Origin of the sequence: Epibacterium sp. MM17-32 (genome assembly GCF_022348205.1) — a bacterium.
Taxonomy (GTDB): domain Bacteria; phylum Pseudomonadota; class Alphaproteobacteria; order Rhodobacterales; family Rhodobacteraceae; genus Epibacterium.
Genome location: NZ_JAKRFC010000003.1, coordinates 95,472 through 118,839 on the forward strand (window position 1 = coordinate 95,472; position 23,368 = coordinate 118,839).

Sequence of the window (23,368 nt, forward strand, 5' to 3'; positions counted from 1 at the left end):
CTCAGCCCTCGCAGGCCAGCGACACGGTGGCGGCAAAAGCCGCGCCCACCTCCGGATAGGCCTCCTCGGCCTGGTCCGTCGGCATCGCATAGAGCAGTTCTTCGACCATCGTATAGGCCTGATCCAGATTGGGGGGCGTGATCGACGCGGTACAGGGGCCGGTGACCTCGACCCCGCGGCTCAGGTCATAGGCGGTGTAATAGGTCGGATCATAGGGTTTGACCGTGACCCCCGCCGCCTGCACCGGGTTTGTTTCGGCCAGCACGCGCCGATGGCGGGTGGTGATGATCCCCTGCTCGACCTCCGTGCTCAGATGTTCGGGCGCGCCCAGCGCCAGCGCCTCTCCGCCCGCCGACAGGTACAGGTCGCCCTTGAACCCGGGCGACCAGTTGAGGTCGAACCCCCGCAGCTGCTCCAGCTCCGCCGCGGTCAGCCGGCCGTCAAAATCACTGTCGAGCCGCAGATCCTCGAAGATCAGCAGCGAGTAGAAATCATCATAGGCCCAGGTGACCTCCACCGCCGTCAACTCCCCGTCCGGAGTGACCTCCAGCGTCAGCCCCGTGTCCACAAAGATATGCGGATGGGCGCGCAGCGGCGCCGGGACAAGCAGCAGCAGGCAGAGGGAGAGCGGTCGTATCATGTTATAACATCTATGCGTTGTCTCCGCCCGGCTCAAGCGGCGCAAGGCCGGGGCGCGGCCGCATGGGCCGGTTTTTGCCCGCGCGGCGGTCATGTCAGCGATGCCCCCAGTCCTGCGGGTCCTCGCTGTTGCCCGGGCTGAGGCCCAGCACATCGCCCTCGGTCGAGCAGCCCAGCCCCAGCACCGTGCGGTTGGCATAGGCGAAATAGGCCACGACCTGGTTGATCTCCAGGATCTCGCCATCGCTCAGCCCGGCATCCTTCAGTGCCCAGACGTCGTTGATCTCCATCGCGGCGGGGCGTTCGGTCAGCTTGTGGGCATAGACCATCGCCGCCCGTTCGGCCTCGCGCACCGGCAGCGCCTCCACGTCGCGCGCCTCGATCGCCGCCCGGATCGCCGCGGCGCGGTCGTCATCCTGCATCAGCCGCGTCAGCCCGGCAAAGTGATGCTCGACGCAATAGGCACAGCCGTTCAGCGCCGAGACCCAGACCCCCAGCATTTCCAGCACCCACTTGGGCAGGGTATTGCCGGTGTGGTGCAGCACATTCTTGTAGAGCGCCATATGCCCTTCCATCGAATGGGGCCGCAACCCATGCACCATCATGATGTTGTCGACGTTCCCCTCCGGCCCGGCCACCCGGTCATAAAGCTTGCGCAACTTGCCGGTTGCCTCTTCAAAGGGAACGGTTTCAATCCACGGCATCGGCACCTCCAAACATACACCTGCGTCAAAGCTACCCCGCCCGGCATCGAATGCAAGACCGGGCGCCCCGCTGACGTCAGTCGGCGCGTCGCAATTGCGTGATCGCCGCCAATGCCGTGGCAATGTCCGCGCTTCGGGTGCGGTGGTTGGTGATCGCGGCGCGCAGGGCGGTGAGGCCGCCGATCCGCGTCGTCGAAAACACCGCCACACCGGCCAGTTGCAGCGCCGTGGCGATCTGCGCATTGATCTGCGACTGCCGCTCGGGCGGGGCCTCCGGGGCGGCGGTAAAGACACAGACGTTGGACACCACCGGGTGCATCAGGGCCATCCCCTCGGTCGCGTCGATCTGCGCACCCATCTCTGCCGCCAGCCGGCAATTGTCGGTGATCGCCGCGGCAAAGGCCGCCTCGCCGAACATCTCCAGCGCGCACCAGACCTTGATCGCGCGGTTGCCCCGGCTGAGGTCGATGCCATAGTCGCAGAACCACGGCTCGCCCCCCGCCAGCCCCTCCGGCGCGCCATCCAGATAGGCCGGCCGCGCCGCAAAGGCCGCGCGATGGGCGCTTTCGTCCCGCATCAGCACCAGCCCGCAGTCATAGCCCACATACATCCACTTGTGGAAATCCAGTGCAATGCTGTCGGCCCGCTCGATGCCGTCGCTGAGGGCGCGCCAGGGCGGCTCCGCCAGCCGGGTCCAGGCGCCAAAGGCCCCGTCCACATGCAGCCACAGCCCCTCTTGCGCCGCCACATCCGCCAGCGCATCGAGATCGTCAAACAGCCCCAGATCCACCGATCCCGCGGTGCCGACGATCAGGAAGGGCAGCGCCCCTGCGGCGCGGTCCTCCTCCAGCATGTCCCGCAGCGCATCCGGGTCCATGCGGCCCTCGCGCAAGGGCACCTGACGCAGGTTGTCCGACCCGATGCCCAGCAGCTCCAGCGCCTTTACCGTGGCATTGTGCACGCCCGCCCCCGCATAGGCGGTGAGGCGCAGATCGCCCTGCCCCGCCTGTCGCAGATCCGGGATCACACGCAGCCGCGCCGCCTGAAAGGCCAGCACCGTGGCCTGCGAGGTGCCGGTGGTCAGGACACCGCTGGCCGCCTCGGGAAAGCCCATGATCCGGCGCGCCCAGTCGATCACCGCACGCTCCATCCGGTTGGCGCCATGGTCGCGGCCACCGCAATTTGCGTTCACCGCCGCCGCTGCCATGCCCGCGATCAGATCGGAGGTCAGACCGCTGCCCTGCACCCAGCCCCAGAACCGCGGATGGATATTGCCGCCGTGATGCGGCAGCACATCCTCGACCAGCCGCGCCACCAGATCGCCCTGATCCGCCTGCCCGATGGCATAGCGCGCCTCCAGATCCTCCGGCACCGGCTGCCATGGCCGGTTGCGCGCCACCTGCATCTGGCTGATCGCCGCATCCAGCATCCGCCGCGCCTCGGCCCGAAACGCGCCCCAGTCGTCGGGCTCCAGCATGCCGTTCTTGCCCATGGACCTGTGTCCCCCGTTTGCTACGCTACGCCTGTTTGAACAGCACATTGAGCAGCCCGCCCCCAAAGGGTCAACTCGGGCTGCACCAAAAACAGACAAACGGAGGTTCCATCGTGGCCATTGGACGCGTTGAGCGCATCACAGCCCTGGTTGCGGCGCTCCTGGGCATTGCAACCGGCATCGGTTACTTCTGGGATCGGCTGCGCCCAACGCCGACATTGGCCTATTTCGACGGCACCGCCAGCACCGATGCCAACCAGCTGCACGACGGAGACAACGCGGCGCTGCACGCGTTCCTGACCCAGCAGGCCAACACCCCGGTCTTTCTGGACCTCTCCGTCTACGTCAACAACCTGTCGCCGCGCCGCACACCGGCCTGTGACGGCGATCCGCCCGCTGGCATGAGCGCCGCCCCGGACGCGAGCTCCTATGTGTTCTGGTCCCTCGATCCGGACAGCACCTGCACCACCGAGGGAGGCGTGCAACAGCCCTCCGCGACGCTGTTCGCCGTAGATTTCGCGCTTGATCACAGCATTCCGGGAGCGGACGTCCAGATCCCCCCATCCTCCAGCGGCGGCGTGGGGCGTTGGGTTCAGCGGATCACCGGCTTCTTTCTGGTTGCCTCCGGACCCTCAGGTGGCCAGCAGGCTTTTACCCTGACGCCGACACCGGTCGCCCAGGATCTGCGTCAGGCCACCCGTGCGGCCGCCGCCGAAGGCTGACCCTCCGGGCCGTCCCTCCCCCCGGGGCGCCCTTATCCACAGGCCGCGCTGGCCCCTTCCCCCGCCCGATCACATGCGCCATAATGGCTGCCAACCAAACCAAACGAATGAGCAGCGATCCGCACATGGCCGACGATCTCCTGAGCCCGTCCTCGTCTGAAACCTATGACGCCTCCTCCATCGAAGTCCTCGAGGGCCTCGAACCCGTGCGTCAGCGCCCCGGCATGTATATCGGCGGCACCGACGAGCGCGCGCTGCACCACATGGTGGCCGAGATCCTCGACAACTCCATGGACGAGGCCGTCGCCGGCCACGCCAACCGCATCGAGGTCGAACTGCACGCCGACTATTCGCTGACGGTGCGCGACAACGGCCGCGGCATCCCGATCGACCCGCATCCGAAGTTTCCTGACAAATCGGCGCTCGAAGTGATCCTCTGCACCCTGCACGCGGGCGGCAAATTCTCCGGCAAGGCCTATCAGACCTCGGGCGGCCTGCACGGGGTCGGCTCTTCGGTTGTGAACGCGCTCTCGGATTCGCTGGTGGTGCAGGTGGCCAAGAATAAGGAGTTGTTCGAACAGCGGTTCTCGCGCGGCAAGCCCCTGGGCGGGGTGGAAAAGATCGGTGCCGCCCCCAACCGGCGCGGCACCACGGTGACCTTCCACGCCGACGAGGAAATCTTCGGCTCGCATCGCTTCAAACCCGCGCGCCTGTTCAAACTGGTGCGCTCCAAGGCCTATCTGTTCTCCGGCGTCGAGATCCGCTGGAAATCCGCCATCGACGACACTGAAACCCCGACCGAGGCCACCTTCCACTTCCCCGGCGGCCTCAAGGACTACCTGACCGAGGTGCTGGGCAAATCCTCCGTCTATGCGGATGCGCCCTTTGCCGGCAAGGTGGAGTTCCGCGAGAAATTCGGCGAGCCGGGCTATGTGGAATGGGCGATCAACTGGACGCCGTCCCGCGACGGCTTCACCCAGAGCTACTGTAACACCGTGCCCACGCCGGAGGGCGGCACCCATGTCGCCGGGTTCTGGGCCGCGATCCTCAAGGGGATCAAGGCCTATGGCGAGCTGGTCGGCAACAAGAAGGCCGCCCAGATCACCCGCGACGACCTGATGGCGGGCGGCTGCGCGCTGGTCTCCTGCTTCATCGCCGACCCGGCCTTTGTCGGCCAGACCAAGGATCGCCTCTCCACCGAGGGCGCGGCCAAGATGGTCGAAAACTCGGTCCGCGACCACTTTGACAACTGGCTTGCCGCCGATACCAAATCCGCCGGCGCCATCCTCGATTTCCTGATCCTGCGCGCCGAGGAACGCCTGCGCCGCAAGCAGGAGAAAGAGACCCAGCGCAAATCGGCCACCAAGAAGCTGCGCCTGCCCGGTAAGCTGACCGACTGCACCTCCAAGGACCGCAGCGGCACCGAATTGTTCATCGTCGAGGGCGACTCGGCGGGCGGCTCCGGCAAGGGCGCGCGCTCGCGCGAATACCAGGCGCTCTTGCCGCTCAAGGGCAAGATCCTCAACGTGCTCGGCGCCGCCTCCAACAAGCTCAGTTCAAATGCCGAGATCCGCGACCTCTGCGAAGCCCTCGGCGTCGGGGTTGGCACCAAGTTCAACCTCGACGATCTGCGCTATGACAAGATCATCATCATGACCGATGCGGATGTCGACGGCGCCCATATCGCCTCGCTCCTGATGACCTTCTTCTTCACCCAGATGCGCCCGTTGATCGACGGCGGCCACCTCTATCTGGCCTGCCCGCCCCTGTTCCGCCTGACGCAAGGCGCGAAACGCGTTTATTGCCTCGACGAGGCCGAGCGCGACATGTGGCTGGAAAAAGGCCTCGGCGGCAAGGGCAAGATCGACGTCTCACGCTTCAAAGGTCTCGGCGAGATGGACGCAAAAGACCTGAAAGAGACCACCATGGATCCCAAGACCCGGAAATTGATCCGGGTCACCATCGACGAGGACGAACCCGGCGAGACCGGCGACCTGGTGGAGCGTCTGATGGGCAAGAAACCCGAACTGCGCTTCCAGTATATTCAGGAGAACGCCAAGTTCGTGGAGGAGCTGGATGTTTGAGGGATGAATGATTGATAATTACATTGACCACAGTGACGAAAAGAAAGCGCGTAAAGCACTTCTCGCCGTAAGCATTTCGACTATCCTTGTGGCAAACATGAAATTTGCAACAAATAAACTAGATATTCTTGGTCTTGAACTATTAGTAGATCAGACACAACTTGTGGCTTTTGGAAAACTCACCGCTGTTATACTTTTGATAATCTTTATTGTTCGCTCGATACCAGGCTACTTAAAACTCCTCCATAAGCTATCTGTGGATCGCGCCAACCGCCAAGAACAGCTTGAAATATCCAGATGGGTAAAAAGTTGGGGTTTTGATACCCCTACACCTCCGGTAGACGATCCAAATGAAGAGAAAAAAGAAATCGAGAACGAGCATAAATATCGACTCGCAAAAATTGAAAAAAGGTACTCAAATATAACATTCGGGGCGAATGCAATGGCGCTTCTGGTCGTAGATTATGGCGTCCCGTTAATAATTGGATTAGTCGCCGCGAACAACCCAGAGCTGGTGCAAACATTGCTCAAACTGACTTAGGATTATCTCTCGGGCACTTGAAATACACGCCACGACGTTCCGCGAGCACCCTAACACAAGGCCCGTGCCTGACCTTGGGGAGGCGAGAAGCGCCTTCCCGGGGGGAAGGTCAGGCGCGGGCCGTGCCGCTGCGCGCCACGTCCCAGGAAAAATCCTGCCAACGCCGCTCCTTGATGTGCACCGTCAGTTGCGCAGGGCTCCGCCCGTCCACACCTCAAACAGTCCCCCGGACTGTTTGTCTCTCCGGGAACCGGCGTGAACTCCCGGGGGGAGGTGAGACCGTCCCGGAAACTATCCGGGGGATAGTTTCAAGTCGAAACGGGCGCAGCCCAATCAGGCGCGGGCCGTGCGGCTACGCGCCACGCCCCGGGGCAACTCCCGCAAGCGCTGCACGTCAACGTTCACTGAGGGCCGCGCCCGGGGACCGGCGCTCCGCCCACACTTCATCTTCTCCCAAATATCCCGGGGGTGAATTGCCCGGCACGGGCAAGAGGGGGCAGCGCCCCCTACCTCAAACATAAAAAACCGCCATCCCCCCTGAATAATCCCCGGCCCCCCGGTGTTTCCTCAGCATCAACCCAAATCAATTGCTCAGAGGACACCCCCATGGCCGAGACCATCAAGATTGCAGGCAAAGCCTTTCCCGCCGACATCTCCGGCATGCTCAAGCACAACAGCATGCGCAACACCTTCGGCAACTGGATCGCGCGCGAAAAGAAGGTGCTGCTGCCCCATATCAAATGCACCATTGCGATGATGAACAAACAGGACGGCCCCGGCCTCTTCCGCGCCTATTTCGACGAGGCCCTGCCGGACGCGCAGCGCATCGACCTGCCGATCAACATCTATTCCCTGCTCAAGCAGGAAGCCGAGAGCGACGCCCCCCGCGATGCCGCCTTCAAGGTGATCCTCAAGAAGGCGCAGAAATTCATCACCGGCCCGCTCGACCATTACCGGAGCGAATTCTTCGACTCCAAGACCTTCCGCGATTTCGTGATCAAGCAGCTCGGCCAGACCGACGCCAAGAAAGAAGCCAAGGCGCAGGGGATCAAGGACGACAAGACCCTGTTCGAGATCTTCATCCTCACCAACAGCGACCGCAAGGACGAGGCCGTGAAGCTGATCAAAACGCTGGCCAAGAGGGAAAAACTCGGCAAGGAGAAGGAAGAGAGCCTGATCCGCCAGGTCACCAAGGGCCGCATGTAAGCGCCCCGCCAACACAGGCCGTTGCGCCCCCGGCGCGCGCCCGCCTCACGCGGTCTCAACCCGCACCTGCCATACTCGCTTGCGTTGCAACACCCACAGGGCACGGCCTGACACCCCGTGCCCGACAGGAGAACAGGGCCCCAGAGACCACCCTCACCCGGGTGCAGGGGATCCGGCCAGACGCGGGGAAACCCGCACCATCTCTCCGCCTCCCGCGGGACATCAAACCCCGTGGCGGCGCCGCCATTTGTCCCACGCCCGCCCACGTCTTTGTGAGGGCCGCCGACAACAGATTGATCGCAGGCGGCGCAACCGCCTAACCTCTGCGCACCGCCACGCGCAGGGAGGGGCAGCGGCACGCCATGAACTTCATCGCCGACAACCAGCTGCTGTTGCTGATCCTGTGCTTTGCCACCGGGAGCCTCGGCACCGCCTTGCTGTTTCGCAAACCCGCCGGTCACCGCGCCTGGCGGCTGGCCGATCTGGTCTGGGTCATCCTCGGCGGCATCGGCGCCTTGGTGGCGGTCGTCGCCGGGATCTACTCCGCCGATACCTCGCGCCTCGACCGGCAGGTGGATGTGGCCTATGCCGCCACCCAGGCCTTTGACCGCGACGCCGCCCGCTTTCGCCTGCGCTTTTGCGAGCCCGCATATGACAGCGACATCGCCGCGCTCTGCGACAAGGTCGAGTTCCTCTCCGCCTCCACCGCCGACACCCGTGGCCTGCCGTTCTTCACCGCCGTCACCGACAGCGTCGCCCCGCTGCGCGCGCTCTCGGTCTTTGGCGACGACATGGAAGCCATGGCCCGCTCGGTCGACAGCTTTGATCCGGCCAGTTTTGTGGTCTTTGCCGCCCTTGATCCCGACACCGAGGCCGCCGTGGCCAGCCTGCGCCGCAAGGTGCCCGCCATCGCCGGGGATTTCCTGATCCTCGCCCGCGCCTACGAGGATCTGGTCGCGCTGCTTGCCCGCCTCAAGGACGAATGGCAAACCCTTGAAGAGAATGCCTATATCCTCGCGCTCCAGGTTCTGGCGCTGTGCCTGGTCAGTTTTGCGGCCCCGTTTCGGCTCGGCAAATCCATCGTGGAGCTGCGCCCCCGCCCGCGCTAAGGTCGCGGCACGAGGGCGGCAAGGAGGTAGCAGGGAGACGGACCATGACCAAGGACGATCTGCAACAGATCCTGGCCGATGCCTTTGCCCCCTGGGTGCAGGCGCTGGAGCTGACGGTGGTCGAGACCGCCCCCGACACCACCGTGCTGCGGATGCCGGTCACCCCGGCGCTTGCCCGGGTTGGCGGCATCGTCTCCGGTCAGGCGCTGATGGCGCTGGCGGATACCGCCATGGTGCTGGGGGCGATGTCGCATGCGGGGCGGATGCTGCCCCTGGCCACCACCGACCTGCACTGCCAGTTCCTGCGCCCCGGCAACGGAGCCGCGATCCTGTGCCGCGCGCAGCTGGTGAAACCGGGCCGCGCCCTCAGCGTCTGGCGCGCCGAGATGACCGACGAGGCCAGCGGCAAGCTGGTTGCCACCGCAACCGCCACCTTCTACCTGCCCGCCTGAGGAGCCGCGCCGCATGCGCCATTTCGACGAGATCTTCGCCATCGCCGCCAACCGCCACGGCGGCCCCGCCGCGCTGGACGGCAAGCTGACAAAGCCCGACCCGCAAATCACCGCCCGGCCCGAGGACCGCTGGCTGTCGGTGATGACCCGCTGCGTCTTCAACGCCGGTTTCAACTGGAAGGTCATCGCGGCCAAATGGGACGGGTTCGAACGCGCCTTTGACGGCTTTGACGTCGGCCGCAACGCCTTCATGGATGACGCACAGCTCGACGCCCATCTGCGCAACACCGAGATCGTGCGCAACGGTGCCAAGATCCAGTCGGTGCGCGACAACGCCGCCTTCCTGATGGAGCTGCGCGACGCGGGCGGCGCGGGCAAGGTGCTCGGCGGCTGGCCGTCGCAGGACTACATCGGCCTGCTGGAGATGCTGAAGACCCGCGGCAGCCGTCTTGGTGCCGCCACGGGGCAATATGCCATGCGCTTTGCCGGGCGGGATGCGTTCATCCTCTCGACCGACGTGACCGCACGGCTGGTCGCCGAAGGGGTGATCGACAAGCCCGCCACCTCGAAACGGGCACTGCGGGCCGTGCAGGAGGCCTTCAACCACTGGGCCGCGCAGTCGGGCCGGTCCCTCAGCGAAATCAGCCAGGTGCTGGCCTACAGTGTCTAGGGTTCTGCTCCTCCTGCTGGCCCTGCTCGCCGCCTGCGGCCGCAGCCCGACCGAGCGCGAACGCATGTTCCTCGGCACGCTGCATGGCGACAGTCTGGATTACTCCCGCCTGCGTCTGGTCGAGGGCGCGCCATTGCGGGCCGTCACCTTCCGCCGCCCGCAGCGCCCCCGCACCACCTGCCGCGAGCGCATCCTGCCGCCGCGTCCCGCTGGCGAGGTGGTCACCGCCTCCCCGGCGGCAGTTGCGATCTTCAACCGCATCTTCTTCACCCGCGAATGGTATCTGCCCGATTATACCCCGGACTATCCCGACACCTTGCCGCTGGTCGAGGCGATGCTGCTGGCGCATGAGGCCACTCATGTCTGGCAATGGCAGAACCGCGACCGCACCGGCTATACGCCGCTGAAGGCGCTGCTCGAACATGGCACCTCGCCCGATCCCTATCTGTTCGACCCCGATCGAGAGGCGGATTTCCTCTCTTTCGGCTACGAACAACAGGGCACCATCGTCGAAGAATACGTCTGCTGCCGGGCCCTGGCCCCGCGCGCCGAGCGCACCCATCGCCTGCATCGCATGCTCGCGGCGGAGATGCCGGTCTCCGACCTGCCGCAGAGCCGCGAGAGCGATGTGCTGCTGCCCTGGAAGGACGTGCGCATCGACGGGATTTGCGACTGATCCCCGCCGTATAGTTACGTCCGGGGTAACGTTGCGTAGAAATACGCGGGCGCGCGGATAGCGCTTGCCCCCTTCTGGCCTGCGCCGCATTCTGCTCCGGCACGCAATCGGCAGGGGGAGCGGTCATGGGGAGGACAAGCGAAATGACCCAATTTGCACTGATCATGCTGGCAGCCGGGATCGGGATCCCCGTTCTCGCTGCCCTCAACGCGCGGCTGGGGCAGGTCCTCGGCGCGCCGGGGGCCGCCTGCGTGGTGCTGTTTGCAGTGGCCTTTGTCGCCGCGCTCGGGTTCTATGCGCTGGTCGGCCCCAAGACCCTGTCGCAGGTGATGATCGCGCCCCGGCATCTCTTGCTCGGCGGGGTGCTGGTGGCCTTCTATGTCCTGTCGATCACCCATGTGGCACCCCATTTCGGGGTCGGAAACGCGGTGTTCTTCATGCTTCTGGGCCAACTCCTCTCGGCTGCGGCGATCGACCATTTCGGCCTCTTTGGCGCCCAGATCAGCCCACTGACCTGGACCCGCGCGCTGGGGATCTCGGTCATGGCCGCCGGGGTCTGGATCACCCAGATCGCCGCCTGAGTCCAGCCTGAGCACCACCCCGACCGCTGCGGCTTGCGCGCCGGGCTCAGCCTGCGCGCAACACCCCATCCTCCAGATGCAGCACCCGGTCCATCCGGGAGGCAAGCTCCAGATTGTGGGTCGCGATCAACGCTGACAGGCCGGTTTCCGACACCAGCCGCATCAGCACCTCAAACACCTGATCCGAGGTCGCCGGATCGAGGTTCCCGGTCGGCTCATCCGCCAGCAGGATGCGCGGGCTGTTGGCCAGCGCCCGGCAAAACGCCACCCGTTGCTGCTCGCCCCCGGACAGCGCTGCGGGTCGATGCGCGGCGCGGTCTTTCAGTCCCACAAGCGCCAAGAGTTCGGCGCCGCGCGCCTCCGCGTCGCGCTGGGACAACCCATTGGCAAGCTGGGGCAGAACGATGTTTTCCAGCGCCGTGAACTCCGGCAGCAGGTGGTGGAATTGGTAAACAAACCCTACGTCCTGCCGCCGCACCCGTGTGCGCTTGCGCTCCCCCGCTCCGGTCATGTTCTGCCCGCCGATCTGCACCGTGCCCGCATCGGCCACATCCAGCAGCCCCGCGATCTGCAACAGCGTCGATTTGCCCGCACCGGAAGGGGCAACCAGCGCCACAACTTCGCCCGCGCGCAGGGTCAGGTCTGCTCCGCGCAGGACCGAGACTTCACCGGGCGTGCCCGCCAGATAGGTCTTGCTCAGCCCTTCGATCTGCAAGGTGATCTCACTCATAGCGCAGCGCCTCCACGGGGTTCAGCCGCGCCGCGCGGCGGGCCGGAAAAATGGTGACAACAAACGACAGACCCAGCGACAGGCCAACGGCCTTGATCACATCGCCCGCCCGCAATTCGGCTGGCAGCGCGTAGATGCCCCGGATCGACGGATCCCAGACCCCGCCCCCCATGACGTAATTCACAAACGAGAAGATCGGGTCGATGTAGATCGCAAACAGGCAACCAAGGATCACCCCCAGCAGGGTGCCGATCACCCCGGTGATCGACCCGCAAATGAAAAACACCCGCATCACCGAGCCTTCGCTGAGGCCAATGGTGCGCAGAATGCCGATGTCACGGCCCTTGTTCTTCACCAGCATGATGAGGCCGGAGACGATGTTCATCGTCGCAATCAGCACCAGGATCGACAGGATCACGAACATCACATTGTCCTCGACCTCCAGCGCCCGCAGGAATCCCCCCGAACTGTCGCGCCAGCTCCAGACGCCATAGCTTTGCCCCGCCGCCCGCAGCAACGGCAGGATGTATTGAACCACCCGCTCGGGGTCATCAACCATCACCTCGATCTCATCTGCCGCACCTTCGCGGTTGAAATAGCTCTGCGCCTCGGCAAAGGGCAGATAGGCGCGGGTGTTGTCGATGTCATAGCGCCCGGCGGTAAAGACATAGACCACCTCATAGGCGTTCACGCGTGGGCTGGTGCCAAAGGCGGTCTTGACCCCATTGGGTGAGATCAGCTTGACCTTGTCCCCGATGCTGAGGCCCAGGGCGCGCGCAACGCCCGATCCGATCGCAATTCCTTCGTCAAAACGGTCGAGATCGCCATAGGCCGCATCGCTTTGAGCAACACCCGGGATCTCGGCCAGATCCGCGGCGTGGATACCATAGACCTGCACACCGGCGTTGCGGTCACCCCGGCTGGCCATCACCTGACCTTTGATCAGCGGGGCCGCCTGCACCACGCCGGGTACCTGCCCCACCGCATCCGCCAATGCGGCATAATCGGTGATGCGTCGATCAAGCGTGCCGGCTTCGGTGACTTCGCCATGGGCGTAGACCGTGGCATGGGCGTTGGCGCCCAAAATGGTGCCCACGAATTCCGACCGAAAGCCTGAGCGCACCGCCAGTGTCGCGATCAGCGCAAAGACCGCCAGCGTGATGCCGATGAGGGAAATCCAGGTCATCACCGACACGCCGCCTTCGCTGCGGCGGGCGCGCAAATAACGCCAGGCAATCATCCATTCGAAACGGGAAAAAGGCGCAGGTGCGGCCATTTAGGCGGTCTTCCTCTTGCGATGAAAATGCGGCGCTGCCAAGGCAGAGCGCCTGTCGCGCAGACCCTAGGGGCGCGAGGATGTGCGGTCAAGCAAGCCTGTCGCGGCGGCGCGCACTGCGGGCAAAGAGACGCCGCCCCCCCGCCATCAGCCCCCAGATAAAGCCACTGCCCGCCAGCAGCCCAACCGCCGCCAGCATCATCGCATCAAGCGAAACCGGCACCGCAGGTTCAAACGCCTGAAGCGTCGCAGAGGCGATCTCGCTTTCGGCAAAGCGCCCCAGATGCAGCGCGCGCTCCACCGGGGCCATGGCGCTCAACTCGCGCAAGTCGGACGACAGGCGACCATAGCGGTCGATGGTGGCCGCCATGGTTTCGGCGCGCGCGGCCCCCATCTCGCCCCCCTGAGCCAGTTGCACCAGCGCCGCATGCCGCTCCAGCCCAAGCGCCGCCGCATCGGCATCAAACTCTGCCACCGTGCGGCGGAGCGCGTCCACGTGACCACCCAGCCTTTGCAGATAGGCCTGCGCGTAGGCAGGAAACTGTGACAGGCCCACACCTGCGCCCGCTCCACCCAGCAGCGACACCATCCGCGTGATCATGATCGTTGTCCTTCTCTCAGCCCATCGCCGCAAAGGTGACCCGATGCGCCTGTCAGGCGCAACCCTCAGCATGAGCGCCCCATCAGCCCCGCGCGCACCTCCCCTGTGAAGGGGAAAACGGGGGCGCTCCCGCCCCCTTTTGGTGTTTTGCATGCGCAAAACGCCGAAAAGGCGTTGGGGGTGGCGCCGGGCCAAAGGCCCGGCGCCACCCCCAACCCGCAGGGCCCAACCGGATCAGGGCATGTTTCATGCCCGCAAGACGGGCGGGAGCCCTGCCCGCACGCACCGATACGGCGCGATCTGCAAAAAGCAGCGCAAAAACGACAGGCGCCCCGCATACAGGGCAAAAACGCAACCCTTTGGCAATCTATTGAAGGCTATTCCCTCATAGGTAGTTTCAAACCTTTGCCACATGGACCAGCACCATGAGGAGATTGATATCATGACAGCCATTTTGCCGGGCCAAGACCCCCGGATCGCACAGATTTTTCAGGACATGGCCAGCAACCAACGCGCCCTCAAGGATGCTGATGAGGTCGAACAGGCAGGCAAACGCGGCCAGGCGGCCATGCACACCGAATATCAGATGCGGGCAGAGGACGGTCTCACCGTCAAGGAAGGCATGGGCGTTGGTGACATCAACCTCACCGCCCAGCGCTACCGCCAGCAGGCCGCGGACATGCGCGTTGCCATCGCCAAACTGCGCGATGAAGATCCCGACCATGCGGATTATGCCACCACAATCGCCATGCAGATCCTCGGGCAGGTCAGCACCGGTGACACGATGGCAGATACGATCCTGATGTCGATCGTGGGCGGTGACGCGACGGATGACACGTTCCTCAGCGCCAAATTCGCCATGCCCGATGCGGTGGGCACCGCCGGCGCGGATGAGGTCTCGGTCGAGACCGACGGCATGATCTTTGGCGTCAAGACCGGCGACGGGGCCGATGTAGTCTCGCTCAGCGGCGCGCAGGTCTTTGACGTCAGCACCGATGCCACGCCCACCATTGCCGTCACGGTTGCCGACAAAAACGGCTCCAAAACCTGGATGAGCACGCAAACCTTTGCCAACAATGACAGGCTGACCATTCAGGCCGGAACTGCGGGGTCCATCAGCACCGGTGGTGGTGACGACAGGCTCACTATTGATGCGGACAACCTCTACAGTGTCTCCGCTGGCGATGGGAACGACAGGCTGCGGATCTCAGCCGATTATGCGCAGGGCATCAACGCCGGTGCAGGCAATGATATCATCAGCTTACACGCGACAATTGCCGAACGCATCAGCGGCGGCGATGGGGCCGATGCGATTGACGTGACGGCGGCGCGGGGCTCTGTGGATGGCGGTGAGGGCGACGATCTGATCCGCATTTCCGCAACCGAAGCGGTGACCGTCAGCGGGGGACGCGGCAATGACCTAATCGAGGTGCGCAACGGCGGTGGCACCGTCACCCTGTCGCGCAAGACCGGGGACGGCGATGATATTGCCATGCTGGCTCCGGGGGCGAACCTGACCATCGCCTCTGCCGCGCCCACCAGCATCACCCGCGAAGGCGACAAACTGCTCCTGCGCTATGCCGATGGCGGCAGCCTCACCCTGAGCGGGATTGATCAGGCGGGAGAGATTTCCCTCGCCAATGCCCGCGGCGGTGATCCGGTACCGCTGCAAATCCCGCCGGCAGACGCCAATGGTGTCGATACGAGGGTCTGACATTCGGATCTGACAGAGGCCACGGCTGCCGCCCCTTTAGATGCCCGCGAAGACATGGGCCTTGGTCTGCACGCTGGACGCACTCGCGCCCCGGCGTGCGCGCCGTTCACCGGCGTTGCGCGTATCACTCGAACAAAGACATCTGATCTGGATGCGGCTGTGTGGGTGTCTTGGGGCTGTCCGCAAGGACTGCATCATCCAACGCGCGGAGATCTCTGGCCAATGCGGACGAAGCGCTCGTTTGCCACCGCCCTACCAAGGTCTGCTATCGCGCTCGAGACAAGGTTACGACCTTGATTCAGGTCAATGACGCAATCCGATCAACCGCTAGCCTTCAGGCATGCCAGCAGCAACCAACAAAACCGATCTACTAGTCGTTTTCGATAAAGACTTGGCCAAGCTCCGCAAAACGCTCGATGGCGTCGACGAAGCAAAAGCTTCTTTGTCGCCCCCCGATGACGACACGACGATCAAAGGTGTGATTGCGCACCGCACCCATTGGATGGGCATGTTTCATGGTTGGTACGAAGACGGCGTTACTGGCCGCGAGGTTCATGTCCCCGCCAAGGGCTATAAATGGAACCAGCTAAGAGAGTACAACGCGCCGCTCTACGAGAAAGGCAACGAGACGCCGTGGGCAGACTTGCTTTCCGATTTTGAGGCCGCTTGTGACAAGTTGCGCCGGTTTATTGCAGCACAAGACGATGAAACGCTCTACGCTGGCGGCGCACATGCGTGGACCGGCAAGTGGACGCTTGGCCGCTTTGCAGAAGCATCTGGTCCGTCGCATTTCCGCTCCGCGAACACCTACATCCGGAAAGCGTTGCGTAACGCCAAATAAGGCAGGCTAAGCTATCGGCACGTCTAACTTTCAAGTTTACGAAACCATGAAGTGCAGTTCGTAAACTGACTGTTTTTGATGAACTCAGTACAGCGAAGTTGCAATTCCTCTAAGCCGCAGCATCCAGTAAAGCGGGCTCAAACCCGACGTTAGCATAGATGCCTTGCACTCGCAGCATTGCTGGCCCAACTTGGCGTTCAGCGCAGAACAAACCCCGCCCGACGGGCCTGTCGGACGGGGCTCAATTCTGTTGCGCCAGTGGCTTCAGAAGCCGCGCGGCGTGGGGTGGTTGGCGTAGATCGCGGCGATTTTCTTTACCGCGTCTTCCGGGCTCATCTCTTCGCTTTCGCCGGTGCGGCGGCTGGTCACCTCGACGACGCCGTTCTTCAGCCCGCGCGGTCCGACGGTGATGCGCCATGGCAGGCCGATGAGGTCCATGCTGGCGAATTTGCCGCCCGCACGCTCCTTGCGATCATCATAAAGCGGCTCCAGACCAATGGCGGTCAGCGCGGCATAGAGCTGCTCGCAGGCGGCATCCGCTTCATCGTCGCCCTGCTTGAGGTTCACGATCCCGCAGTGGAAGGGGGTGACACCCTCGGGCCAGATGATGCCCTTGTCGTCGTGGCTGGCCTCGATGATGGCGCCGAGAAGACGCGACACACCAATCCCGTGCGAGCCCATGTGGACCGGCACGCTGTCGCCCTCGGCGGTCTGCACGGTGGCGCCCAGCGCCTCGGAGTATTTGGTGCCGAAGTAGAAGATCTGGCCAACCTCGATACCGCGGGCGACGCGACGGCGCTCTTCTGGCACCGCGTTGAACAGCGCCTCGTCGTGGGTCTCGTCGGTGCGGGCATAGCGCGAGGTGAACTCTTCGAGCACCGCCTGACATTGTTCGACGCTGTCATAGTCAATCTCGCGCGCGCCAAAGGTCAGATCGGTGATCTCGCTGTCATAAAAGACCTCCGACTCGCCGGTTTCTGCCAGCACCAGGAATTCGTGGGTGTAGTCGCCACCGATCGGGCCACCATCGGCGCGCATCGGGATCGCCTGCAGACCCATGCGCTCGTAGGTGCGCAGGTAGCTGACCAGATGGCGGTTGTAGGCGTGCAGCGCGTCCTCTTTGGTGAGGTCGAAGTTATAGCCGTCCTTCATGTAGAATTCGCGCCCCCGCATCACGCCAAAGCGCGGGCGGATCTCGTCGCGGAACTTCCACTGGATCTGATACATCGTCAGCGGCAGATCTTTGTAGCTGGACACATTGGCGCGGAAGATGTCGGTGATCAGCTCCTCGGCGGTGGGGGTGAACAGCATATCGCGGTCATGGCGGTCGCGGATGCGCAGCATCTCCTCGCCATAGGCATCATAGCGCCCGGACTCGCGCCACAGATCGGCCGACTGGATGGTGGGCATCAGCATCGGGATGTGGCCCGCGCGCATCTGCTCTTCGTGCACGATGCCTTCGATCTTTTTCAGCACCCGGTAGCCCAGCGGCAGCCAGGAGTAGATCCCGGCGGCGGACTGTTTGATCATGCCGGCGCGCAGCATGTAACGGTGGCTGACGACCTGCGCCTCGGAGGGGGTCTCCTTGAGGACAGGCAGGAAATAGCGAGACAGGCGCATAATGGCTCCATGCGGTGAACGAGTGTTCTGCCCGGTTTAGTAGCTGGCAGGGAGACGGACAAGGGTGCAGTTGCACCGCGCGGGCATCGCGCCCCGTGATCAGGGCAGCCAAGGGGCGGCCCATGGCGAAAGTCGCGGTTCCGCCCGGCAATACTCCCCTCTGGATTGCAATGCTTCGCCCGCGCAATTGGCGTTTCCGCAGAGGCGGCGCCGTGATGGTGATTTTGCGATAAAGACGGAGCGCGCAATTCCGCATCGGAGATTTGCACCAATGCCCGCGGTGCGGTATGTCGTCAGGGGAACCGCTGCGTGGGAGGACCCGACCCCCGGACCCAAAAATCACCCGGATCAGCCGCAAAACCGACGGTCATGACCCCTGTCGCCCCGTGTCACGACCTTTCAGCCCCCTGACCTCCCGCGAGCCGTGTAGGCGCGCGGAATCGACTCGCCACTCGCGCGAGGCACCGCGCCCGCCCGACCAAACCCAAGTTTCACGAATTACGGATAACCCCCTGTCACCACAGCCGTTTTTAAAGTCATAAAAATAATTCCAATTAAATATAGTTTTTTGATACATTCTCGCAGAATGTGAGTATTCAAGTATCGGAATTTTGGCACAATAGTCGTGCCCAAGCTGTAATGCGGCCCCTGCCCGCGTGATGTTAAAAGATGTTTTGTTCATGACCCATGCCTTGCCACTGACGCCCGATGCCTATGACGTGCAGCTGCGCGAACTGGGCCTGGTCGAACACCACAGCGAAGACGCGCTGGACAATCTCACATCGCTGGCCGCCCGCGTCCTGAACACGCCCACCGCGATGATTTCGGTGGTGCAGCCCAGCCAGGACCGGCAGTTCTTCAAGAGCTGCATCGGCCTGCCCGACATGGTGAGCGAGTTGCGCCAGACGCCGCTGTCGCATTCCTTCTGCCAGTATGTGCAGGCCACCGGGCAGCCGCTGATGGTCGACGACAGCCGCGACAACGGCCAGCTGCGCGACAATGAGGCGGTGCGCGATCTGCATATGATCGCCTATCTCGGGGTGCCCATCCACCTGCCCGACGGCACTGCCATCGGCGCACTCTGCGTGGTGGATCGCAAGCCCCGACCGTGGCAGCACGGCGATCTGGAGACCTTGCAGCAGCTGGCGCTGACCGTCGATCACCTGATCGCGCTGAAACAGGCCCGCGACAGCGCCGAGGCGTCAGAGGCCACCGCCCGGCGCGAGGCCGAGGCCCGCAAGACCTTCCTGGCCCATATGAGCCACGAGATCCGCACGCCGCTGAATGGCATCATCGGCTCGACCGATCTGTTGATGCGCAATGTGACCGGGATCGCCAGCTCTCCGCGGCAGCAGGGTGAATTGCTGCGCACCGTCAACCGATCTGCACAGAGCCTGGAGCGGCTGCTGAATGATGCGCTCGACATTGCAAAGATCGACGCCGGCAAGATGGAACTGGCCCCGACCCCCTTTGACCTGCGCGAAACCATTCAGGACGTCGTGCAGCTGTTTTCCGCCAATGCCGCGCGCAAGGGCATCGAGATCACCCACAATTTCACCGACATCGCCATGGGCGAGCTGCGCCAGGGCGACGGGTTCCGGCTTGGTCAGGTGCTGGGCAACCTGCTGAGCAACGCGGTGAAATTCACCGATCACGGCCGGGTCTGCCTCTGTCTGCGCGGCACCCCGCAGGCGGTGCATATCACCCTGCGGGACAGCGGCTGCGGCATCGCGCCCGAGCAGATCGACGCTCTGTTCAAACCCTTTGTCCAGGCCGAGCCCACCACGGCGCACAGCAAGGGCGGCACCGGGCTGGGCATGGCGATCGTGCAGCAGATGGTGCAGCTGATGGGCGGCCGCATCCGTGCCGAGAGCCTCCCGGGCGAGGGCACCACCTTTTTCCTGTCGCTGCCGATGCCGGTGGTCGCGCCGGCGCTTGCGGACCCCGGTCGCGGGGATGACCACCCCCCGGTGGAGACCGACGCGCAGATCCTGCGCGGCAAGCGGGTGCTGGTGGCGGATGACAGCCCGGCCAACCGGCTGGTGCTGCAAAAACTGCTGGAGAGCCTCGGCGCCGAGGTCGACAAGGCCTATGACGGCGGTGACGCCTTCGGGCGCGCGGTAACCACCCGCTATGACATTCTGTTCCTCGACATCCAGATGCCGGGCTACAGCGGGCTCGAGGTGCTGGAGAAGCTGCGCGCCTCGCCGCGCCATGTTGCCCGTGACGCGCTCTGCATCGCGGTCACCGGAAATACGCTGCCCAGCCAGGTGCAGCAATACCGCGACAGCGGCTTTGACGCCTGGCTCAGCAAACCGCTGCGCCACAGCGACCTGATCCGCGCCCTCTCGCCGCTGCTCGCGCCCGCCGGCCCGGCAGAGGCCTGATCGCCCGGTCGCCGCCGGCGGCGGTCATGCGCCCCTATGCACCAGCAGCAGCCAACCGTCGCGCCAGCGCCAGGCTCAGCGCCATCGCCGCCAGCAGGAACACGGCGCCAACGCTCCAGGCCACGGGGGGTGCATAGACGTCGGCAAGGGCCCCCGCCAGAACCAGCCCGATCGCCGCGCCACACTGCTGGATCAGGGAGCGCAGCGACAGCATGGTGGACCTCTGGCGATCCTCCACGCAGCGATGCAGCAGGCTGCTCGCAGGGGTCTCGCTGGCGCCGAGGAGGATGGAGTAGAGCGCAAAGATAACGACAAAGCCGACGATGCCGCCCTGTATCGCCAGCGCAACCTGCACCCCCGCGAGACAGGCAAAGATCGCCGCAAGCGTGCGCGCATGGCGCCGCCTGAAGATCCGGCTGATCTGCGGCGACAGGGAGGCGCCGATGGCGATCGCAAGGAAGTAGCCCGCCGTCAACGCCCCGATGACGGTATTGGCATAGGCCGCCTCCAGCATCGGCTTGGCGTGGGTCGGCCAGATCACCTCGACCGGGTTTGTCGCAATCAGGAACAGCGCCAGAGCCGCCAGAAGCATGGCAAGCGTCCGGTGTCGCAGCGCCAGGCGGAAGGACTCGGCCACCACCGACGGGACCCGCGCAAAACCCTGTGCAAGCGCATGGGGCGTCAGCGGCCGGGGGTCTTCGGCGATGGCGCAGAGGGTGTAGATCAGCACGCCGACCATCACCACAAAGCTGGCCGCATAGGACACATCATAGATGCTGATCCCATGGCGCAGACCAAGCGCCCCAAACGCGTCAGGCAGCAGCCCGCCCAGGACAGCCCCTACCGCGAGCCCCAGGGCGTTGGCCCCTTGCGCCCTGGCCAGCGCGGGCTGGACATCCACATTTGGCGCCGCCGCCCTGAAGGTCTCGACAAACCATGCATCCAGCGTGCCAGAGCGCAGGGCGCGCCCGAACCCGATGAAGGCGAAGGACAGTGCAAGCACGCCAAAGTCGCGCGACATGAGAAAAAGCGCCAGCGACACCAGACTGGCAAGGGTCGCTGCCAGAAAGACCGGCTTGCGCCCGATCGAGTCCGCCAGCCCGCCGAAGGGCAGTTCCATCGCCATGGTGGTCAGGGAGTAGATCCCAAACAGCAGCGAGATCTGAAACAGATCCATGCCGCGATCGGTCAACGCCAGCGCAACCACGGCAACCGTGAGCCCCATGGCAAAACGGTCAAGGAACTGATGTATCTGAAACACCCGGATGTGCCGCCGCGCGCCGTCGGTCAAGGCCGTGAAAGAAAAATCGAGTTCCGTCGTCATGGCGGCAGCATCCGCCTTTCCATCTCCCTGCGCAATGGCGGATCAGCCCCCGGGATGCCAGGCCCCGACCCCGCTGCACCAACCCGTGGCAAACGGCAGATCCGAGCCCAAACCAATCTACTGGAACGAGTTCTCCTATTGGCCGCTATAGTGTAGCCTAGTGCCAATTTAGATCATGCTGGGAAAACGCCGTGCACTCGCAAAAATTCAAACATGCGTCAGCGTCGAAAGGAGACGACTATGAAATGGTGGCCTTCGGCGATGCAAGTGACGGTTCATCAGACTATGTGCTTTTGCAGTTGGCATACGAATTTGACGATCAAGATCGCGCGACTGGGATGGACGGAATATATTTAGAAATCAACGATCAAGCACATGGCGCTTACAAGATTGTGCGTCGAATTGAAGTTTTTCTCAACGCTGTGATCATTCATTTCTCATCTCAACAGCTAAAGCTGCCAGACACGCTCAACCCGTTTTGCATTCCGCTTGACGACGTTACCCGCCTGAGCCCTGATGTTTGTGCGACGTTGGCCGGGATGGCTTGCCGTGCTGGAATAGACCTTGAGAACAAGCCTACCGAGTATTGATGCACTGCTACGGCAGCTTTGTCCGCACGGCAGACACGCCCGCAAGAGGACACGCGAGATCGCTTCGCCGTTGGCACACGAGGCGGAGGCAACGCGTCGCACAATCAGCCCACTCACTCCGGTGCGGTGTCCTGTGTCAGAACGCATTGATGCCACGGGGGGCGCAAGTCTGACTTGAAACGCTGCGCCCCATCGGCGATCACAGGGGCATCCGCGATCCACCCGTCCGCGACCCACCAAAGCGAGGATGCCTGACCATGGCCCTGCCCGCCCGCAAACAACTGAAATACTGGGGAATTGCCGCCGTCCTCTTTGCCATCGTCATGTGGGCGCTTGGCAATGTGCTGATGCCCTTCATCCTGGGCGGTGCCATCGCCTATATGATCGACCCGCTGGCGGACCGGCTGGAACGCGCGGGCCTCAGCCGCGAGGGGGCGACGGCGGTCATCACGGTGGGGGCGGTGCTGATCTTTCTGGTGCTGCTGCTGCTGATCGTCCCCGCGCTGATCAACCAGATGATCGATCTGGTGCAGACGCTGCCGCAGGCGCTGTCGAACCTGCGCGACTTTGCCCAGGAGCGGTTCCCGGCGCTGTTTGAAGACAACAGCCAGGTGCGCGAGGCGCTGGCGGGCCTGTGGAAGATGGTGCAGGACAAGAGCATCAGCCTGCTCCAGACCTTTGTCGGCTCGGCGATGTCGCTGCTGAACATCGTGGTGCTGCTGGTGATCGTGCCGGTGGTTGCGGTCTACCTGCTGGTGGACTGGGACCGGATGGTGGCCCGCATCGACGAGCTGCTGCCGCGCGATCACGCGCCGGTGGTGCGCAAGCTGGCCGGCGAGATCGATGCCGTGCTGTCGTCCTTCATTCGCGGCATGGGCACGGTCTGCGTGATCCTGGGCACCTATTACGCGGTGGCGCTGATGCTGGTGGGGCTGAACTTTGGCCTGGCGGTCGGGTTTGTCGCCGGTCTGGTGACCTTCATCCCCTATCTCGGGGCGATCTTTGGCGGCGTGCTGGCGATCGGCCTGGCACTGTTTCAGTTCTGGGGCGCGGCAGAGGGCGCCGACGGTGAAATGATCCGCCAGAGCACCGACTGGCTGCGCATCGCGCTGGTGGCGGGGATCTTTGTGATCGGCCAGATGGTCGAGGGCAACTTCCTGACCCCCAAGCTCGTCGGCAACTCCGTCGGGCTGCATCCGGTGTGGCTGCTGCTGGCGCTGTCGGTCTTTGGCGCGCTGTTTGGATTTGTCGGCATGCTGATCGCGGTGCCGGTGGCTGCGGCGATCGGGGTGGTTGCACGATTTGCCGTGGACCAGTATCTGCACAGTCGCCTCTATCAGGGGCTGAGCCACCGGGACGTCGCGTCCCTTTCCGCCGAGGCGCCGCAGGACGGTGCAGAGTAAGAAGAC

General features: G+C 63.9%; 22 protein-coding genes. 14 read left to right on the top strand and 8 right to left on the bottom strand.

The window, feature by feature from the left end; all coding sequences use genetic code 11:
• Window position 1: 1 nt before the first annotated feature.
• From MHM88_RS06195 to MHM88_RS06205, 3 genes are all read right to left on the bottom strand, one after another.
• Window positions 2-640, bottom strand: a complete 639-nt coding sequence (locus MHM88_RS06195) for a DUF1007 family protein (RefSeq protein ID WP_239361421.1) — start codon at window positions 638-640, stop codon at window positions 2-4.
• Window positions 641-734: 94 nt separating this feature from the next.
• Entirely contained in the window at window positions 735-1,343 is a 609-nt protein-coding gene (locus MHM88_RS06200; protein ID WP_239361423.1) for a peroxidase-related enzyme, read from the bottom strand.
• Window positions 1,344-1,419: 76 nt separating this feature from the next.
• Window positions 1,420-2,835, bottom strand: a complete 1,416-nt coding sequence (locus MHM88_RS06205; protein WP_239361425.1) for a pyridoxal-dependent decarboxylase — start codon at window positions 2,833-2,835, stop codon at window positions 1,420-1,422.
• Between the two features lie 113 nt (window positions 2,836-2,948).
• Between MHM88_RS06205 and MHM88_RS06210 the strand changes: the two genes are divergently transcribed.
• From MHM88_RS06210 to MHM88_RS06250, 9 genes are all read left to right on the top strand, one after another.
• On the top strand, window positions 2,949-3,557 hold the full coding sequence (locus MHM88_RS06210) for a hypothetical protein (protein ID WP_239361427.1): 609 nt from the start codon (window positions 2,949-2,951) through the stop codon (window positions 3,555-3,557).
• Window positions 3,558-3,682: 125 nt separating this feature from the next.
• Window positions 3,683-5,641, top strand: a complete 1,959-nt coding sequence (gene parE, locus MHM88_RS06215; RefSeq protein WP_239361429.1) for a DNA topoisomerase IV subunit B — start codon at window positions 3,683-3,685, stop codon at window positions 5,639-5,641.
• Between the two features lie 7 nt (window positions 5,642-5,648).
• Window positions 5,649-6,182 (top strand): hypothetical protein, encoded by a 534-nt coding sequence (locus MHM88_RS06220; RefSeq protein ID WP_239361431.1) that lies wholly within the window; start codon window positions 5,649-5,651, stop codon window positions 6,180-6,182.
• A 606-nt stretch (window positions 6,183-6,788) separates the two neighbouring features.
• On the top strand, window positions 6,789-7,388 hold the full coding sequence (locus tag MHM88_RS06225) for a hypothetical protein (RefSeq protein WP_239361433.1): 600 nt from the start codon (window positions 6,789-6,791) through the stop codon (window positions 7,386-7,388).
• 362 nt (window positions 7,389-7,750) lie between these two features.
• The gene (locus tag MHM88_RS06230) at window positions 7,751-8,497 is read left to right on the top strand and encodes a hypothetical protein (protein ID WP_239361434.1); all 747 of its coding nucleotides are present in this window, start codon (window positions 7,751-7,753) and stop codon (window positions 8,495-8,497) included.
• Between the two features lie 44 nt (window positions 8,498-8,541).
• On the top strand, window positions 8,542-8,949 hold the full coding sequence (locus MHM88_RS06235) for a PaaI family thioesterase (RefSeq protein WP_239361435.1): 408 nt from the start codon (window positions 8,542-8,544) through the stop codon (window positions 8,947-8,949).
• A 13-nt stretch (window positions 8,950-8,962) separates the two neighbouring features.
• The gene (locus tag MHM88_RS06240; protein WP_239361437.1) at window positions 8,963-9,619 is read left to right on the top strand and encodes a DNA-3-methyladenine glycosylase I; all 657 of its coding nucleotides are present in this window, start codon (window positions 8,963-8,965) and stop codon (window positions 9,617-9,619) included.
• Window positions 9,612-10,295: a hypothetical protein gene (locus tag MHM88_RS06245; RefSeq protein WP_239361441.1), complete on the top strand. Its 684-nt coding sequence runs from the start codon at window positions 9,612-9,614 to the stop codon at window positions 10,293-10,295. The genes MHM88_RS06240 and MHM88_RS06245 overlap by 8 nt, the downstream gene beginning before the upstream one ends.
• Before the next feature lie 143 nt (window positions 10,296-10,438).
• Entirely contained in the window at window positions 10,439-10,876 is a 438-nt protein-coding gene (locus MHM88_RS06250) for a DMT family transporter (RefSeq protein ID WP_239361443.1), read from the top strand.
• Between the two features lie 46 nt (window positions 10,877-10,922).
• On the opposite strand, the gene MHM88_RS06255 is transcribed toward MHM88_RS06250, so the two are convergent.
• From MHM88_RS06255 to MHM88_RS06265, 3 genes are all read right to left on the bottom strand, one after another.
• Complete coding sequence (locus MHM88_RS06255) at window positions 10,923-11,606, bottom strand: ABC transporter ATP-binding protein (RefSeq protein ID WP_239361444.1); 684 nt, start codon at window positions 11,604-11,606, stop codon at window positions 10,923-10,925.
• Window positions 11,599-12,882 carry a lipoprotein-releasing ABC transporter permease subunit gene (locus MHM88_RS06260; RefSeq protein WP_239361448.1) on the bottom strand — a complete coding sequence of 428 codons (1,284 nt, stop codon included), beginning with the start codon at window positions 12,880-12,882 and terminating at the stop codon, window positions 11,599-11,601. The genes MHM88_RS06255 and MHM88_RS06260 overlap by 8 nt, the downstream gene beginning before the upstream one ends.
• An 88-nt stretch (window positions 12,883-12,970) precedes the next feature.
• On the bottom strand, window positions 12,971-13,483 hold the full coding sequence (locus tag MHM88_RS06265) for a DUF2937 family protein (RefSeq protein WP_239361450.1): 513 nt from the start codon (window positions 13,481-13,483) through the stop codon (window positions 12,971-12,973).
• A gap of 442 nt (window positions 13,484-13,925) precedes the next feature.
• Here MHM88_RS06265 and MHM88_RS06270 point away from each other — a divergent pair, with 442 nt between their 5' ends.
• Entirely contained in the window at window positions 13,926-15,197 is a 1,272-nt protein-coding gene (locus MHM88_RS06270; protein ID WP_239361452.1) for a calcium-binding protein, read from the top strand.
• Window positions 15,198-15,537: 340 nt separating this feature from the next.
• Window positions 15,538-16,038 carry a ClbS/DfsB family four-helix bundle protein gene (locus MHM88_RS06275; protein ID WP_239361454.1) on the top strand — a complete coding sequence of 167 codons (501 nt, stop codon included), beginning with the start codon at window positions 15,538-15,540 and terminating at the stop codon, window positions 16,036-16,038.
• Window positions 16,039-16,302: 264 nt separating this feature from the next.
• Here the strand turns inward: MHM88_RS06275 and proS are convergent, their stop codons facing one another.
• Window positions 16,303-17,658, bottom strand: a complete 1,356-nt coding sequence (gene proS, locus MHM88_RS06280; RefSeq protein WP_239361456.1) for a proline--tRNA ligase — start codon at window positions 17,656-17,658, stop codon at window positions 16,303-16,305.
• A gap of 680 nt (window positions 17,659-18,338) precedes the next feature.
• On the opposite strand from proS, the gene MHM88_RS06285 reads away from it, so the two are divergent.
• Window positions 18,339-20,045, top strand: a complete 1,707-nt coding sequence (locus MHM88_RS06285; protein ID WP_239361469.1) for a GAF domain-containing hybrid sensor histidine kinase/response regulator — start codon at window positions 18,339-18,341, stop codon at window positions 20,043-20,045.
• A 34-nt stretch (window positions 20,046-20,079) separates the two neighbouring features.
• Here MHM88_RS06285 and MHM88_RS06290 read toward each other — a convergent pair whose 3' ends face one another.
• On the bottom strand, window positions 20,080-21,369 hold the full coding sequence (locus MHM88_RS06290; protein ID WP_239361471.1) for an MFS transporter: 1,290 nt from the start codon (window positions 21,367-21,369) through the stop codon (window positions 20,080-20,082).
• A 191-nt stretch (window positions 21,370-21,560) separates the two neighbouring features.
• Here MHM88_RS06290 and MHM88_RS06295 point away from each other — a divergent pair, with 191 nt between their 5' ends.
• Both MHM88_RS06295 and MHM88_RS06300 read left to right on the top strand, forming a co-directional pair.
• Entirely contained in the window at window positions 21,561-21,959 is a 399-nt protein-coding gene (locus MHM88_RS06295) for an Imm10 family immunity protein (protein ID WP_239361473.1), read from the top strand.
• 257 nt (window positions 21,960-22,216) lie between these two features.
• Window positions 22,217-23,362: an AI-2E family transporter gene (locus MHM88_RS06300; protein WP_239321174.1), complete on the top strand. Its 1,146-nt coding sequence runs from the start codon at window positions 22,217-22,219 to the stop codon at window positions 23,360-23,362.
• Window positions 23,363-23,368: the final 6 nt, after the last annotated feature.